12 protein-coding genes, 1 tRNA gene and 2 pseudogenes are annotated in these 16,482 nt (G+C 58.3%); 4 read left to right on the plus strand and 11 right to left on the minus strand.

The window, feature by feature from the left end; all coding sequences use genetic code 11:
• Positions 1–19: 19 nt before the first annotated feature.
• The 4 genes and pseudogenes from R1T40_RS11680 to R1T40_RS11695 form a co-directional block, all read right to left on the minus strand.
• Entirely contained in the window at positions 20–310 is a 291-nt protein-coding gene (locus R1T40_RS11680; RefSeq protein WP_317384225.1) for a hypothetical protein, read from the minus strand.
• 389 nt (positions 311–699) lie between these two features.
• A pseudogene (locus tag R1T40_RS11685) lies at positions 700–1,669 on the minus strand (IS5 family transposase).
• A gap of 345 nt (positions 1,670–2,014) precedes the next feature.
• On the minus strand, positions 2,015–3,229 hold the full coding sequence (locus R1T40_RS11690; protein ID WP_317384226.1) for a tyrosine-type recombinase/integrase: 1,215 nt from the start codon (positions 3,227–3,229) through the stop codon (positions 2,015–2,017).
• A gap of 149 nt (positions 3,230–3,378) precedes the next feature.
• Positions 3,379–3,468: transfer RNA gene (locus R1T40_RS11695), tRNA-Ser, on the minus strand.
• A gap of 599 nt (positions 3,469–4,067) precedes the next feature.
• Here R1T40_RS11695 and R1T40_RS22350 point away from each other — a divergent pair.
• Positions 4,068–4,244 (plus strand): annotated as a pseudogene (locus tag R1T40_RS22350) (IS481 family transposase); the annotation flags it as partial.
• Between the two features lie 140 nt (positions 4,245–4,384).
• On the opposite strand, the gene R1T40_RS11700 reads toward R1T40_RS22350, so the two are convergent.
• The 6 genes from R1T40_RS11700 to R1T40_RS11725 all read right to left on the minus strand — a co-directional run bounded on the left by R1T40_RS11700 (position 4,385) and on the right by R1T40_RS11725 (position 11,000).
• The gene (locus tag R1T40_RS11700) at positions 4,385–4,915 is read right to left on the minus strand and encodes an RNA polymerase sigma factor (RefSeq protein ID WP_317384227.1); all 531 of its coding nucleotides are present in this window, start codon (positions 4,913–4,915) and stop codon (positions 4,385–4,387) included.
• Between the two features lie 180 nt (positions 4,916–5,095).
• On the minus strand, positions 5,096–6,391 hold the full coding sequence (locus R1T40_RS11705; protein ID WP_317384228.1) for a lysine N(6)-hydroxylase/L-ornithine N(5)-oxygenase family protein: 1,296 nt from the start codon (positions 6,389–6,391) through the stop codon (positions 5,096–5,098).
• Positions 6,388–7,464, minus strand: a complete 1,077-nt coding sequence (locus R1T40_RS11710) for a GNAT family N-acetyltransferase (protein WP_317384229.1) — start codon at positions 7,462–7,464, stop codon at positions 6,388–6,390. Before R1T40_RS11710 ends, R1T40_RS11705 begins: the two co-directional genes overlap by 4 nt.
• 127 nt (positions 7,465–7,591) lie before the next feature.
• Positions 7,592–8,470 carry an alpha/beta hydrolase gene (locus R1T40_RS11715; RefSeq protein WP_317384230.1) on the minus strand — a complete coding sequence of 293 codons (879 nt, stop codon included), beginning with the start codon at positions 8,468–8,470 and terminating at the stop codon, positions 7,592–7,594.
• Positions 8,467–9,654 (minus strand): PLP-dependent transferase, encoded by a 1,188-nt coding sequence (locus R1T40_RS11720; RefSeq protein ID WP_317384231.1) that lies wholly within the window; start codon positions 9,652–9,654, stop codon positions 8,467–8,469. Before R1T40_RS11720 ends, R1T40_RS11715 begins: the two co-directional genes overlap by 4 nt.
• The gene (locus tag R1T40_RS11725) at positions 9,651–11,000 is read right to left on the minus strand and encodes an MATE family efflux transporter (protein ID WP_317384232.1); all 1,350 of its coding nucleotides are present in this window, start codon (positions 10,998–11,000) and stop codon (positions 9,651–9,653) included. Before R1T40_RS11725 ends, R1T40_RS11720 begins: the two co-directional genes overlap by 4 nt.
• Before the next feature lie 174 nt (positions 11,001–11,174).
• On the opposite strand from R1T40_RS11725, the gene R1T40_RS11730 reads away from it, so the two are divergent.
• The 3 genes from R1T40_RS11730 (at position 11,175) to R1T40_RS11740 (ending at position 15,242) form a co-directional block, all read left to right on the plus strand.
• Positions 11,175–11,372 carry an MbtH family NRPS accessory protein gene (locus R1T40_RS11730; RefSeq protein ID WP_065334610.1) on the plus strand — a complete coding sequence of 66 codons (198 nt, stop codon included), beginning with the start codon at positions 11,175–11,177 and terminating at the stop codon, positions 11,370–11,372.
• The gene (locus R1T40_RS11735; protein ID WP_317384233.1) at positions 11,369–11,731 is read left to right on the plus strand and encodes a hypothetical protein; all 363 of its coding nucleotides are present in this window, start codon (positions 11,369–11,371) and stop codon (positions 11,729–11,731) included. Before R1T40_RS11730 ends, R1T40_RS11735 begins: the two co-directional genes overlap by 4 nt.
• A 91-nt stretch (positions 11,732–11,822) precedes the next feature.
• Entirely contained in the window at positions 11,823–15,242 is a 3,420-nt protein-coding gene (locus R1T40_RS11740; protein ID WP_317384234.1) for an amino acid adenylation domain-containing protein, read from the plus strand.
• Between the two features lie 41 nt (positions 15,243–15,283).
• Here the strand turns inward: R1T40_RS11740 and R1T40_RS11745 are convergent, their stop codons facing one another.
• Positions 15,284–16,186 carry a LysR substrate-binding domain-containing protein gene (locus R1T40_RS11745; RefSeq protein WP_317384235.1) on the minus strand — a complete coding sequence of 301 codons (903 nt, stop codon included), beginning with the start codon at positions 16,184–16,186 and terminating at the stop codon, positions 15,284–15,286.
• Between the last annotated feature and the right edge of the window lie 296 nt (positions 16,187–16,482).

The raw sequence follows: 16,482 nt of genomic DNA on the forward strand, positions 1-16,482 counted from the left end.
GCAGAACCCCAAAATTGTCTTACCTTTTTTCGGTCTCTTGTTCCTTCGATAGCACGTCAAGCACTGACCTCCCTTGACTGGGGTCACGGAAGTCAAACAATCCGGCTAAAGCATTTCTTTGAGGGCGCATGTCCTCGTCGGTCAACTGCTCGATTGCCCAACGTGCAGCATTGCGGAACGATGCTGTAATGTTGAGAATGGTAAAGACCTCTTCAAGCGCACGGCCGAAGTCGGTGGACGGAAAATTTCCCTCACGGGAAATACCCAAAGTAGGCCGATGCCCCATTTCTTTTGCGTACAGTCGCGCCAATCTTAGTGCGATGGTTCGGGCATAGTAGTTCGGAGATCGGTTAGTCACATTCCAGAACTGCTCCCCTTGATCCCCCAGCTCCTTAAGTCGTTATTCATAAACATATTTCATGTCGATAATGACACGGATCGAGCCACAAAAAAACCGGCCGAATGGATGTTACTTATAGCAAGATCAGCGGGATATTTGATCTCCCTGCGACTGCTCTTTTGTAGCGCACCAAGCTCAATAGCAGAAGTCAACCGGCCCACCATCGCTTTGTGTTCAGGACTTTCTAGGTCCTCGGCGACGAATATCTGCCCAATGACGCCACCAAGATGTTTTGCTATCGCCTCGGCGCTGTTGCACAAATCAGCTAACAGCCAGAGTTCCCCTTTCCCCGAACACACTTATCCTAGGGCCACGGTGACAGGGATGCCGAGGGCGGTGAAGTGGTTCATGACCGCCGCACGGATCTGAACTTCGGCGGCCTGGCGGTCGAAGTCCCGTGACACTAACCTCTGGCCGAGCAGCTTCACGCAGTTCATTTTCATCTCCACCCTGCTGCGGCGGTGATACCCGCTCCAGTTTCGCCACAGCGCCCGACCCAAGTGCTTCGATGCTCGCAGGATCTCGTTTCGCGCCCGGGCTCCGGCCGTGTCCGGCTTCCAAGGCCTCGCAGTCCGCCTCGGCGGAATGACCGCCGCCGCGCCGCGGGCCGCGATGGCATCATGGCAAGCGCGGGTGTCATTGGCACCGTCGGCGGTGACGGTGGCGATCTCCTCCTCCGCCGGGAGCTGGGCAAGCAGGTCCGGCAGCATCGGCGCGTCGCCGACGTTGCTGGAGGTGACCTCGACCGCCCGGATCTCCAATGTTTCCTCGTCGATCCCGAGGTGGATCTTGCGCCAAACCCTGCGTCGCGAGCCACCCATTGCCCGGCAACATATGCTTGCATGTGTGAGAGGGATGCTTGCGCGTGTGCCACTCGCCTTCACCTTCCACCTTGATGCCGGTACTGTCGACGAGCAGGTGAAGCGCGCCCTTGGAGCCCCGATACGGGATGGTGACGTCCAAGGCCTTTTGGCGACGCGACAGGGTGCTGAAGTCAGGCACGGACCAGCCAAGGCCGGACAGTTCCAGCAGGCTCGCAACGAACCCTGTCGCCTGGCGGAGTGGCAGCCCGAGGAGGACCTTCAGGGTCAGGCAGGCCTGGATCGCGGCGTCGCTATAGGACTGCTGGCGTCCGCGCCGCCCGGACGGCAGCGCCTCCCACTGCATAGAGGGATCGAACCAGACGGTCAGCGAACCGCGCTGCCTCAGCGCCTGATTGTAGCTCTTCCAGTTGGTCGTCTTGTATGTCGTCTTCGGAGGTCTGCTCATGCTGCACAGCTAGCATGCTGGAGTCACGAGATGAATCCCCAGGGATTTGCGCAACAACGCCTATCGCCTCTACCGCTTCTTTCTCTAAAAGAAACTCTCTCTTGGTGTCATGCATGTTTGGTCGAGATATATCAAAGGGCGCGACAATTCGGAAAGCTTGCTTGGTGGACGGCGTCGCGCGCCCCAAGAGGTTGTCTACGATCTAATTCAGCTTCTCAAGCTGGCTTTCGTTCACCATAAGGGGTCTCTTTCTCTGCCTTTCAGCATTTCAAAGCGTCAATAGCAGCCCTAAAATTCACAGTCTGCACATTAAAGGGTGCCAGTCGCCACCCTTACAGGATTTCCTTATCGACCAGCATCGGCACCGAACGTCACTTTTAGAACCGTGCTTTCTTCACCGCAAACGAAACTAGACCAACGTGACATCAGCAACCGCCGCTTCTCCAAGAGGTCTGATCGGGCATAAGCGCGCTCCACATCGGACCCCACCTTATGGGCAAGGCTCATTTCTGCAACTTCGCGCGGGGCATTTGCCGACTCAGACGCCCAATCCCGAAAGGTGGAACGGAAACCATGCACAGTGACGCCTTCAACCTGCATACGGCGTAGGAGCATCAACATAGCCATGTTGGACAAAGGCTTATGCCGCCTCTGCCCCTCGAACACGTATTCAGACTGCATTGCGCGCAACGGTTCAATAATTGTCAGCATTTCATCGGTTAAGGGCACCCTATGAGTATCACCACCTTTCATGCGATCCGCAGGGCACGTCCACAGCTGAGCTTGGGAATCTACTTCGTCCCACCGCATCTTAAGAACTTCACTGGTGCGTGATCCCGTAAGACAAGTTAACATTAATGCCCTCGCCGCCATTGCATCACGCACTCTGAGATCTGCATAGAAAGCAGGCACGTCTTGCCAAGCCATTGCCTTATGATGCTTTGGCTTGGCCTTCACCTTTGGCAAAACTTGTGCTTCATGGATTGCCGTCACTGGGTTTTCGCCTGATCGGAAGCCCTTGGACTTTGCAACATCCAAAACGACCTTTATGCGCTGCGACAACCTACGGGCAGTTTCGTGTTTGTCCGTCCAGATTGGTGAAAGGCACATCAAAACTTCTGGCTGGCCTACAGTATCAACAGGCATCCGCCCGATTTTGGGAAAGGCATAGTCGCGCAAGGTATTGATCCACTGAGTGCCATGCTTTTCATTCTTCCAAGTCGGCATCCGGTCAATATGAACTTGTCTGCCCACCTCTTCAAAGGTCAGAATCGCACGGGTCGTATTGAAACGGGGATTCAAACCTTGCTTCGCCATGCGGCGGTATTCCAACGCCCGATCCCGCGCTTGGTTGAGCGTGACAATGTCTGCCCCACCCAAACCAAAGTCTGTGCGAAGTGGCGCGCCTTTGGCGTTTCGCTGCCCTTTGACGACGACTCGAACGATCCAGCGACGTGCCCCTGAAGGATCGACTACCAGATAAAGCCCGCCGCCACCCCCGTGCCGCCCGGTGCCCAAGTTCTCCACCAGCTTCTTAGTCAGCCTGCCCGTCAAAGCCATGATGCATACCACATTTCATACCACTCAATACAACAACATGAGTGCAATCGAAACAAATCCAGCACAATCGTTAAAGTAAGAAAAACTCAGCAAATCAAAGAGAAAAGGCCGCCCAAGGCGACCTGAACAAATCAGTATGAAAGGTAAGGTGGCGGAGACGATGGGATTCGAACCCACGAGACCCTTCCGGGCCTACTCCCTTAGCAGGGGAGCGCCTTCGACCACTCGGCCACATCTCCGCTGACGCGTATAGCCAAGAAAACGTAGGTACTACAAGGCGAAAATCCTCAGCTTCGAATTTTTTTACTTGGGTGCCCCCACCGAGAAAACGGCACTCGACTGCTTCGGCTTTAGAAACCATTCGGTCGATTTTCTTTACGGCAAAAGCGCTTCGAATCCCTTTCAGCAGATTTATGGACAGGCAAAACTGGATAGCAGCGCCGAAAACAACGGCGGGTGCCCCGAGCCGTAACGCGACGTGCGCCAGATCATGCCCTCGTCGACCCAGTTCAGCAAAGCCTCAGGCTTACGCACCGACACGTTGCAGCTGGACCTGTTCGTCATGCGATAGCCGGTGCGAAGGAGTTTGCGCGTGCGGCCCATGTAGCCGCATGAATTCGCGAAGTTAATTCTCAGACGTCAAGGTTGCGCAACAACGCCCTCTGGATCCAATTCTGATCCTTCAAACTCCGCCCGACCAGCACGCCATCCTCTTCTTACTTCAATCTCAGGCTGATCTCCGTGATATGGGTTCCGGTAGGTCGCGTCGACTAACCCCTCTTCACCTCGGGCTCCTCGGCCGCAAGCCCAAAGAAGGTACTAGCGAAAATGCCCCCTCCACAAGACCGTCCTGCAGGAGTGAGGTGAGGTGGCATTCCGCAAGAAACTCTATGACAGCATCAACACGCTGCAGGCCGATCTAGAGGAATGGCTGTAGCAACCCCACCACATGCCCGATCATCAGGGCAAGATGTGTTGTGGCAAGACGCCAGTCCAGACCATGATCGAGGTAAAATCTGGGGAAAGTTCCCGAACTAAACGTGACCTGCCAAACGCCCAGATGTCAGATCACATCGCAAGCATTGATTTTGATCAGACGCCAATCTGTGCAACACCGCCAAATCATCACGCCGCATATCGGAAACCTGTTTCCCCCTACATCTCGGTACACGCAATGGCTGCGTTACAAGCCCCCTCAACCTGCTTCACCACACCGTTGATCCTGGCCGGAGATAAACCCAGCTCGGCGGCAATATCCTTCTGCCGCTCGTCCTTTAGACGACAACGCAGGAATATGTCCTGCTTTCGCGCTGATTGAGCGCAGAGCGCCTTTATCACCTCGCAGAGCGTTTGCTTATCCTCCAGATGCACGCGCCCGCAAATCGGCGTTATCTCTGCCCAACCCGTCACTGCCTCATCATCAAAATCCGTTGGCAACTCTCGTTTGTGTTTGCGCAGATAGTCGATAGAGGCGTTGCGAACCATTTTTGAGATGTAGCATTTCAGATTACTCGGAGCTTGGCTCGGTGGTTTTATCATGCATTTGAGGGCGGTATTTTGAAGCACGTCTTCGGCCGCCTCCCTCTGTTTGACGACCTTCAATGCTTCGCAAAGGTGCAGTTTTCGACGCGCGACCAGCTCACGAATGAGCAGTTCGCACACCGGGTATTGGTGCGGGAGAGACATGGCGAATCCTAGGGTCAAATGGCCGAAACAGAACGCGGCCGGCTTTCAGAACGGGCGAAAACTGCCTGAGGTGAAATCATCCCTAGGTTGTATTTTGTTCGATACTAGCTCGCGGCTTCCCGGTCAAATGGCTCCTGCTGCGGTCAACAGCAGTCAGCCAAATATCGCCATGTCTTGTCATCACTCCGCCGCTGTCAGAGCCTTCGGCATCGGCGTGAGCCCGGATATCAGGCTATGTGTAATTTCTTCGGCGCGTCTGGGCAAAATCGACAGCAACGTATCGCTCAGCCCATGGGTTGCCTCGCAATATCCCTGCAGGAAAATGCGCGGTTGGAAGCCATCACGCGTCGGCACCTGGTAGCTGCGCTCGGCCTCCTCTGCGGTCAACCACGGCGCTAAGTCCGACAAGATCGTATCGCCAAGGCGGCGCGTATATCCGGTGGCAAGAATGACAAGATCGTATCGCTGCCGGGACACGTCACCGCGCTGGCTCAGCGTGAGTTCGACTCCATCGTCCACCGCCAGTGCGGAATGAACCTGCGTATTGCGCCATAGTCTATGCGACTCGGTGCCGATGACCTCCTGTTCATAAAACACGCCATAGATCTGTTCGATCAGATCACCATCGACCACGGCATAATTGGTGTGGGCGTATTCCGTCAGAAAGGCCTCGCGCACCGCCTTGGGGCGGTTGTACATGTCGCTGGTAAACGCAGAATCGAAAATCTCGTTTACAAAGGGGCTGTCATCCGAGGGCTTCAGCGCCTGACCGCGGAAAATCAGGTCCACATTGGGTTGCGCTGGATCGTTGACCAAGTCCCAGAAAATCTCAGCGCCACTTTGCCCGCTGCCGATCACGGCAATACGCAATGGGTGTTCTGCAGATGCCAGTTTCGGTTTGCCTTGGGTCACATAGGACGAACTGTGCAAAACCGCTGAGTTTCGCCGCAAGTTGGCAAAGACCTCTGGAATATTAGGTGCGCCACCGATGGCCAGAACCAGATCTTTGGTGCGGCGGCGGCTTTCTCTGCCGCTTGCATCCGTCGTCACGACGTCCAGCAGTTCAACAGTGCCGCTGTTTCCCTGAACAGGCGCAACTGCCTCAACGCGCTGGTCATAGGCGCAGACGTCCTGCATCTGGTCCGCCGCCCACGTGAAGTAATCGTTGAACTCATGGCGGCTTGGAAAAAAGGTCTTGCGGTTCACGAACCGCTCAATCCGGCCCTTGGCATGAAGGTAGCTGAGGAAAGAGAACGGGCTTGCCGGGTTTCGCAGTGTCACCAAGTCCTTGATGAAGGACACCTGCATGTCGGAATTATCCAATAGCATGCCCGGATGCCAAGCAAACTCAGGCTTGGCCTCAAGGAACAAGGATTTGAGCGGTGCGGCACATTCCTGCAGTGCAATCGCAAGGGCGAGGTTCGACGGGCCAAACCCAATCCCAATCATGTCGTAGGGCGTGTGGAGATCTGTCATTTCGTATTTCCTCGGGTCAACAGGGCAGAACAGGACAGGCGTAACGGGCGACCGGGGTCTTCTGGATCCGGCCGCGCCCAGAGGCGGGATTTGAAGAAATAGTCACGTTCCAGACGCACAAGCGTCGCGCGCTTATGCGCAAAATCGAAATCTTTCACGCGGGCAAAGCCCGACCGCGTCAGGTTACGGATTTGCTGGTGATGGCTCGCTGCAGGCTCTCCTACCAACGCCTGCGTCCGAGGCTCTGCAAGGAACATGTAGTGCATCAGGGACGGCAACCATGCGGTGATATAGTCAGCGCCACGGGCGTGCTCTTCGCCGACCAAAACATGCCAGCCACGATCCCAAGCCCCGGCCTCATAATGGGCACCAATGCGATTTTCGCGCGCCCAATAGAGCTCAAAGTAAAACAGCGGCACCCCGTTCAGGCACCCAAACACCGGCATCATATGCGGATCATCAGCCATGCGCGCCAAGTAGCCTTGGTGTTCCGCCATCGTGCCGGCCTCGTCAAAGAAAGCGGCTATGCGGGTGTCGTTCATCCAGTGGTGAAACAGTGGAAGATCCGCTTCGCGCTCCAACGCGCGCAGGCTGAACACCTGATCCAGCCAAGGGATATACCGGTGATACAGCGTGCCGGTAGGCTTTGCCGGGCGCAGCGGATGCGCGCCATGCGGATCCGGCATCATCACCTGTGGAAACACTGGTTGTGGCTCGGGGAGCCAGAGATCCGGCAATTGCCACAAGAGCTCGGGAAAAACACCAAGAGTGTCGCCATCCAGAACCTGAGCACAGCCGGATTTCAGCAATTGCGCCTCGCGCGCGCACCAGAGCGCACGATCCAGAACCACCAACACCTCTTCGGTGGCGTGATTGCTCAGAGTTTCGCAAGCCGCAAGTGTCTCATTGTGGGTTGGCACACCCTCTGAAGCGGGTCTCAGCGCCAGCCGTCCACCGCCCAGATGGGCAACTGGCAGGTTGATATCTCTGTCGTTGCCACGAACCTGAACCACATCACCGTGTCGTCGGGCGCGGATCGGCAAAGGCTGTGAAGTGAGTGTATCCAGTGACAAATCATCCTCCGTTCGCAATCGCCTGCTCAATCGCGCAGGCTTGCTATAGGGACGGAGGAAGTCGGCAGAAATTCAGTCCCACCACGCAGAGAATATGAGATTTACACGCGATTTTTTTGCGCAGACGTCAACTCAAGGCAAATACCCGCTGGATTGCGCGGTTCACAGCCACGGGCAGCACCGACATGTGGTTTTCCCCGCCATAGGTCTCGTAGTCTGCGGTTAGGCCTGGATGTTTTGACAGGGCAGCAGCCATCTCTTGTGCGGCGGCAATTGTGCGGGTCTTTGCCTTCTCTTTCAAACGCTCAGCAGCATCGGGTGCTTGGGTCTGAAAAGGGGCCAGGTGGTCGCCCTCCCATTCGCCCGCGGACACATGCACATAGGCTTGCGCTGCACCTGCATCAAAGCGAGACAAATCATCCAGCAGGAAACTCTCCTCCCAGGTGATCGCAGGGCTGGCCGCGATCCAGTGGCTAAAGGCCTTGGGGTTCTGAAACAGCAGCCAGAGCGCAAACAGACCGCCAAAGGAGTGACCAAATAACCCCTGATGCTCTGGATTGACCCGGACCTTGGCGGCCACAAAAGAACGCACATCCTCCAGCAGGAATCGCGCCATTTCGCCGCCACCGCCGGTGCGAACCTCCTCACCGTCATCCCAGAAAGGCGGGTAGTTTTGCCCCGGTGGCGGGCCGAGGTCCCAGCTTCGCCGAAAAGGATCATAGGCGTCGTCGGTGGGATAGCCAATCGCCACCAGAACACCCCAGCCGGTGTTGGTTCCCGACGGGTAGCAGGCCTGTGCGCGCATTGCATCGATTGCTGTCGCGATCACCGCATTGCCGTCGGTCATATAGAGAACAGGCCAACCCTCGGCCGGTGCTTGTCCTGCGGCCTCAGGCGGCACCCAGAGGAAGACACGTCGCACCGCGCCGCTTTCGCGATCTGCAAGGTCGTACCATTTTGCTCCGGCCCATGCTTCGCCCTCGGCTAGCGGTTTGATTTCTGTCACCTGCGACCCTCCTCAATGGCGTTCAGCACGTCCTCTACCAAGGTCTCTGTTTGTTCAAGCCCTGCCGCGATGCGCACCGATCCCGCCGGAGTGCCAAAACGCTGGAACACATTGGCCGCACCAGATAGCCCCAATGCAGCCTGCGCCGGGATCACCAAACTCTCTGGTCCACCCCAACTCACGCCGATTTTCACCACCCGCAAGGCGTTGGTAAATCGCGCGATATCGACGCTGTCATCCAGATCAAAGGCGAAGAGCCCGCCATAACCTGAAAGGCAGGCGTTGCCGGGGTTCGCCTCAAAGGCCGGATGACGCACATGAGTCACCGCGGGATGGGCACTCAGAGCGCGCCCCGACGCCAGACCGTTTGCACAATGGCGCGCCATTCGCAGGTGCAAGCTGCGCATACCGCGCAGCACCAACCACGCGTCAAAGGGAGACATTTTGCCACCAAGGTAGTGATAAGCCTCATGATTGATCCGGTCCATCAGGGCCTTTGGCCCTGCCACCAGCCCGGCGATGGTGTCGGAATGTCCGGCGAGATATTTGGATGCCGCGTGTACGATGAGGTCGATGCCAAACTCTGCCGGTCGCTGAAACAGCGGTGTCGCCCAGCTGTTGTCGATCACCGAGACCACCCCGAGCCTACGTGCTTCGGCCCCTATGGCACGAAGATCCTGCGTGGTGAAACTCCATGAGGTGGGGCTTTCCAGATAGATCAGGCTAGCGCCGGGCAAGGCTGCCAGAACAGCTTCTGTATCGGTGCCATCCACGTAATCGGTGGTAACGCCGAATTTTTTCAGCACGCACTCAAACAGGCGGAAGGCATCAGAATAGAGATTATTGACAGCCACCACCCGGCTGCCCGCCTCTACAAACGGCAGCACCGCAGATGCAATCGCCGCCATGCCAGAGGCGAAACCACGCGCGGCCTCGACCCCTTCCATGCGGGCGATCAGTGCCTCTAGTTCTGCCACAGTGGGATTGTTGCCTCGGGTATAAATGTAGCGATCAGATTGACCTGCAAAGACTGCGGCCATGTCTTCATAGCGATCAAACAGGAACGAGGACGTCTGGAAGATTGGCACTGAACTGGCATCATGAGGCATCGCGGTCTCTGGCCCAATCAAGGTTTCAGTCAGGCGATCCAGATCGCTCAGGTGCGGGATTTCGTGATCTTTCATGCGAGAACTCCAGAGTTTGAGGGGCGTGGCATGCGCCACAGGATCAGCGCCGCACCGACGCCGGTCAAAAGCGTTGCGACAGCGAGGCTGAGCGCGAGAGCGTCAAAGCCAAATCGCGGAACCAACCAGATGAGCAGCGGCAAAAGCAACCAACCCAGTGGAGCCAGTGCCAATACAGCAGCGAGCCGCACTCTGAGTGTGGCCTGCAACAGCACTTGCGTGGCATGCCGCAGGGCGACGGCAGGCAGCGAGACCGACAGCAGGCAGACAGCGGGCACGGCAAGTGCTGTGACGGTCTCGTTGTCTGTAAAGAACTGAACGAGTGGTAGAGGTGCCAGCAGCCCTGATATCGCCATCAGCAGGCCGCCAGAAACGGAGACACCCGCGATCCAGAACATCGCGCGGCTCAATCGGTGCAGATTTCCAGCCCCGGCCGCATGTGACAGCAACGGCTGCGCTCCGAGGCAAAAACCCTCAACCGGAAGGCTCGCCATCAGCCAGAGCCGCAAGGCGATCCCCATCGCCGCCTGCCCTTCTGCCCCCTCAAGCCGACCTGCCATATGGTACATCACCACAAACACTAGGCTCGTCAGCAGGACCGACCCTGCCTCTGGCAGCCCGACACGCAACACCGGCCAAAGCCACGCCCGGGCCGCAGGGTTGAGGTTGGGGCGCAGACGCAATGCGCCGCGCTGGCGCGCGAAATACCACACATAAAGCATCAACGTCGCAAGCTGCGCCAGCACCGTGGCAAGGGCTGCGCCCGAAACGCCAAGCCCCGCGGTAAAGATCAAGACCGGGTCGAGCAGGATATTGAGACCAAAGCACAGACAAAGCGTCAGTAAGCTAAACCGTGCATTTCCCTCGCCTATCGCTATGAAATCACACAGGATTTGCACCATTCCCAAAGCGGCGGAAAACGCCATGATCGAAAGGTAGGCCTGCGCAGGAACTGCGACGCCCTCTGCCGCGCCAAGCAGATCCGGCAGCACCCCACGCCCGCTCCAAAGGGCACCGGCCAAGATCGTCGCAATGAGCAGACACAGTCCCATTGCCGCAGAGGCCACCTGCGCGGCTTTGGCCCGTGTCCCCGCGCCGAGTGCGCGCGCGACATGGGTGGCACAGCCTACCCCCAACCCGACCCCAAGTGCCGCAGTCACCCCCGCTAGTGGCAATGCCAGGCTGACAGCGGCCAGAGCTTCGGCTCCCAGCTGCCCAACAAAATAGGCATCCACCCCCTGATGGGTCGCGTTGATCGTTAGACCTCCAACTGTTGGCAACGCAATCCGCAACAAGGTGCGCCCCAGTCGCGGGCTGCCAAGGTCAATAGGGCTCAGGTGCGGCATGGGAGCAAAATCCAAATAAATATGGGCATCGGGTCGCGCGGAGCGGGTTTCGTCCCACTAGGACGCAAGAGCGGCCCGAAAATTCACTCTGGCCCGAGAAAATCTCTCCCGAAGGGTGAATTTCGCGCGGCGGCTGACGTCTCAGACCCGATACGTTTTTAATGGGAGAGCCCGATGACGCACCCTGACCCCGAACTCTGGATCTGCGTGAAGAATACCGAAGACCGCTGGTCGGTCTGGCCCGCCGCGCTACCGGTGCCCGCAGGCTGGCAGGCACAAGGCGCGCCCGAATGTCACGCCGATTGCCTTGCGAGGGTGGAGCAGAACTGGCGGGATCCCCGCCCTGCTGCGCTGAAGGAGGCTATGGCATGACGACGGATACCACCCTCCCCCACACGCATGATGCACTCTCGCACGCGGAGGCGCAGATTTGCGCCCATGATCAAGTCGGGCAACTGGCGCCTTTTGTAATCCAGCGCCTGCGTCTTGCTATTGATCCTCGATGGAGTGCATCCGATATCTGCCGCGCTGCGACGGAGATGATTGCGAATAATCCGGTTTTTGCCACCCGTCTGGTCCGCCAAGCTGGGGGCGCCTTTCGGCGCAAGGAGACTGCCTCTCATCAGATCACGGTGAGCGAAGTCCCGATAGAGGAGTTTGAAACCACCCTTACGAAGGCGCGTTTCTCTCTCGAACTCGGGACCGCTGGCCGCCGTTTACGTCGGCAGTAGTGAGACAGGCAACCTCCTCGGCGTCGCCTTACATCCGGTTCTGGCGGATCGGGGTGTCCTTAATCAAATCGCAGCCCATTTTGCGCAGGCCTTGACCCAAGAAAGCACGTCTTTTGAAGATCAGCCGGAGCCGATCCCCGTATCAACCGAAACAGAACGCAAGCGCCTTGAACACTGGCGTAAGCTGCTGCAAGAGCCGGAGATCCTGAATGTCCGCTTGCCACAACGTTACAACGGCAAAGAAGGCACCTTCCGCGGCCATGCAAAGCTCTCGATTGAAGCCGAGACCCTCTCCCAGTTTGGGACTGACGCCACCACTGCGGAAACCGCGGTAGCTACCGCGCTTGGCATTGTGCTGATGCGCTACAGCGGTCAAAGCCGCCTGCGCTTTGCGCTTGGTGAGACCCGCCCCTTCAGCCAGCGCCGCAGCGAGGATGTCCTGCCGCTTTGTCTTGCGCTAACCCCTTATGCATCATTCCCCTCAGCGCTGCGCCACACGGCAGGCGCTATATCTGAGGCGCGCGCGCGGACCCTTTCGTCTGCGCAACTGGTACAGGACATGTTGCGCAGGGATGGGGCAGATCGTCATGTCATGGGGGCGGTCACGCTGCATGTCGTGGGTGATCAATCCCTGCCAGAAGGGCTGCGCCGCCTTGATCCGCCGCAGCCTGCCACACAGGGCGAGTGTCTACTGATTGCACAGCCGCACCAAGACGGCGGTCTTACACTACATGCCAATTACGCTCGTGAACTATTCGAACCCGCGCTTATCGAGCGGCTGCTCACCCATCTGTCGCGGGTTTTGTGCACCGGCCTCATGGAGCCCGAACTCCCGGTGGCGCGCATTCCACTTCTTATGGAGGATGAGCTTGACCACCTCTCTGCGCCTTATACAGACGACGCGGAGAACGATCCCCGTCCGGTTCATGACCTAATCGCAGAGCACGCGCGCCTGACACCGGAAAAAACCGCGCTGATTTCAGATGGCGAGTCTTGGAGCCACGATCGCCTGAACCGCAGCGCCAATAAATTGGCTCACCACCTCATCGGGCGCGGTGTGCGCGCAGAAGTGCCAGTGGCGATTATGGTGGAACGCGGGATCGACGCTGTGATGGCGATCCTCGCCGCGCTGAAGGCGGGTGGGGCCTATATTCCAGTCGAACCCGACCACCCGGAGAGCCGCAATCACCATATTGTGACGGATGCGGGTGTCGCCGTTGTGGTGACCCGTCGCCGCTATCTGAACCGCCTCCCGCAGGGGATCGCGGCGCATGTCTTGTGCCTTGATGATGAACCCGGCGCGGACCAGCCAGAGTATAACCCCGAGGTCCCCATCCACCGCGATCAAATCGCTTACATCATGTATACCTCCGGCTCTACCGGCAAACCCAAGGGGGTCGCGGTGGAACACGGCCCGCTGAGCGACCATCTCCAAGATACAGCTCGCGTCTACGAGATGAGCGCCGAGAGCCGAGAACTGCCCTTCTTGCCGTTTTCTTCGGACGGTGGTCACGAACGCTGGATGAACCCGCTGATGATGGGTGGTTCAGCGGTGATCCCGCATGGTCCGCTTTGGACGCCTGAGCAAACCTTGACCGCGATGCGAACCCATGGCTGCAACAATGCCTCGATCCCGACGACATACCTGCAGCAACTGGCCGAATGGGCGCGCGAAACTGGCGAAGCTCCGGATATGCGGCTTTATTCCTTTGGCGGTGAAGGGCTCGCTCAGAGCACCTTTGAACTGCTGTCAGATGAACTGCGCGCGCCCCTTCTGATCAATGGCTACGGACCTACCGAGACGATTATGACGCCGATGGTCTGGAAGGTGCGGGCGGGTACTAAATTCGAGGGCGCCTACGCCCCTCTGGGTCGCGCTGTGGGGCACCGCCGCGCCTATGTGCTTGATACAAATATGATGCCCTGCCCAATCGGTGTCGTGGGTGAGATCCATCTCGGTGGCGAAGGTGTTGCCCGCGGCTATATAAACCGCCCCGGCACCACCGCAGAGCGGTTCATTCCCGATCCATTCGCACCCGATCTGGACGGACGTGAAGCGGCGCGTCTTTACAAATCCGGCGACCTTGGACGCTGGCGTGAGGATGGCACAATCGAGTTTCTGGGCCGCGTCGACCTGCAGGTCAAACTCAACGGGTATCGTATTGAACCCGGTGAAATAGAGGCCGCATTGTTGGAACAGACAGATGTCTCTGAAGCTCTGGTGCTGTTGCGCGAAGATGACGGGCACAAACGTCTCGTTGGCTATGTGGTCGCGCCGCCTCAGGTGCAGGAAGAAGATCTGATGCGGGCGCTGGAAGCGCGCCTGCCTCGCCACATGCTCCCCGCAGCGATTGTGGTACTGGACCGGATGCCGACCAACCCCAATGCCAAACTTGACCGCACTGCCCTGCCCTTACCCGGAACGCGCCAGAACGCCACCAAAAATGTGGTACCAGAAGGCGAGACCGAGACCGTAATGCTCAGGATTTGGCGCACGCAGATCGGCAATTCAGCGCTTGGCGTCACCGATGACTTTTTTGCGTGTGGTGGCAAATCCCTGATTGCGCTCAAGGTGATTGCCGAAATGCGCAAGCACTGGCCGGCAACGCCGTTGACCATCGCGGATCTGTTTGATGCGCCCACTGTGCGGCAACTGGCCGCGCGGATCGCAACGGGGCGTTCCACAGGACGGCAGGCCATTGCACTGCGCGGCACCGGCAATCGGCCGATACTCTATTGTTTTCCGGGGCTTTTGGTTTCCACCCGCGAATACATGCGCCTCACCGCTGCATTGGACGCGGATCAGCCTGTCACGGGTTTTCTCTGCCATTCGCTCAACGAGGAAAAGCGCCTCAATGTCTCGGTACCGGAGGTCGTTGCGGACTATGTTGATCACATTCGCCGCGAGAGCAAAGGGCATCCTTGTGCTTTCCTTGGCTGGAGTTGGGGTGGCCTTCTTGCTTGGGAAGCGGCCCGGCAGTTGCACGATGACGTCGATATTCAAATGGTGGGAATGGTGGATGTCTGCGATCTGGGTCGCGATTTTGCGCCGGGCGCAGTGCCAAAGTTCGCCCCCGGCGAACGGGAGCAACTAGAGGTGGACCTGCGGCGCTGGCTGGCTCAGACCCAGATGCGCGCGCAGTGGGATGCGCTGATCGATGTGATGGATGAGCTGTGTTATGCGCAATTCCTGCGCTTTATCGGCAATGAGGCCGACCCTTTACCCATTGATGGGCCAGAGGTGTCGAGCCGAGAGCACACCTTTTGGGTGCTGATCGACAACGCGTTGGTATTTCGGCGCTATCAGGTGTCGCGCCTGGATGTCCCGGTGCGTTCTTACAGTGCCGGAGACAGTCTGAGCCGTGGCCTCAATCTGGTAGACTGGCGGCGCTACTCCCCGCGCGCGTCGGCGGCCACGGTGGTGCCGGGCACCAACCACCTACACATTATCGGCGATCAGATGTTCCACGCACAATTCCGCTCAGATCTGGACCAAGCATTCGATGTGTGATGTCGCTAATTCAGCGGGCCTTAGTCTCTGGGCCCGCTGAATTAAGATTGACCCCAGAACGCCATCGAACATGCGAGTTCTGCCTCCAACCACGCCCGAAATACCTTTACCGCTGGATTGCGCGCGGCATGGGGGGCGACGGCAAACCAATAGGTGGCCCTAGTGTCGGCGCGATGGGCAAGAGGAGCGGCAACCTGCCCCCGCTCCAACGCGTCGCACGCCAGAGTTTCCCATGCCATGAACACACCCTGCCCGGTCATCGCCGCATCAAGGCAGAGCGAGGAATCCGCAAACGTTGGTCCGGCAGGGATTTCCTGCTCCGCCAATCCAATTTGCGCAAGCCAGGGGGCCCAGCCATAGAGCCGCGCATCCTCCCGGATTACTGGAAAACGAAACAGATCTTCTGGTGCGCGGATCTGCGCTGCGATCTCAGGCGCGCAAACCGGAAACACCCGCTGCACCAACAGTGGCGTCGCGTCTTCCCCCAGTGGACCGCTTTCGCTGACCCGGATACCGATATCGACATCAGAGGTATTCAGATCAATCACATCCGCGGTGGGTATAACGCTGAGCCGGATGTGCGGATTGGTGTCATTGAAGCGCCGCAGCCGCCAGATCAACCATCGGCTGGCAAAGATCGGTGCCACCGTCAGCGTCAGCGCATCACCCTGCCGGTTTCGCACCTCGCTCAATACGGCAGACAGCTCTGCCATTGCGGCGGACAGCCGGGGGGCGATCCGCGTGCAAATCTCTGTTGGGTGCAGACCCTTTGAGGTCCGGTGAAACAACACCTGTCCCAAAATCTCCTCCGCCTTGCCAAGACGCTGGCTCAGCGCGCCGGAGGTGACGCCCAGCTCCTCAGCGGCTGCGCGCAGAGTTCCGTGACGCGCGATTGCCTCAATGGTGCGTAGCGCAGAGAGGGGAATGCTGTTCAGATTATGCATTTAGATAAACTAAACACTGGCCTTCGCGAAGTCGATAGCCATCCATGCCCATCTGAGCCAACGTGGACCCATGACACAGGTTTCTTTCTTCCGCTTTATGGCCCTCTGGTTGAGATGCAAAACGCACACAAAAACATACCCGAGCAGATCAGTGTATGATCGTGATCCACTGTCGCACCCGGACATTGCTCGGATGACCGAGCGCGAAAAAGCCGACCTGCCGTTTTGCCCTGAACGTATCCTTGACAGTTAAACGCGATTGGCCCCCGGCTTTGCACCGGAGGCCGTTGTTTCCG

It is taken from the genome of Tritonibacter scottomollicae (genome assembly GCF_032924845.1).
GTDB classification, from domain to species: domain Bacteria; phylum Pseudomonadota; class Alphaproteobacteria; order Rhodobacterales; family Rhodobacteraceae; genus Epibacterium; species Epibacterium scottomollicae.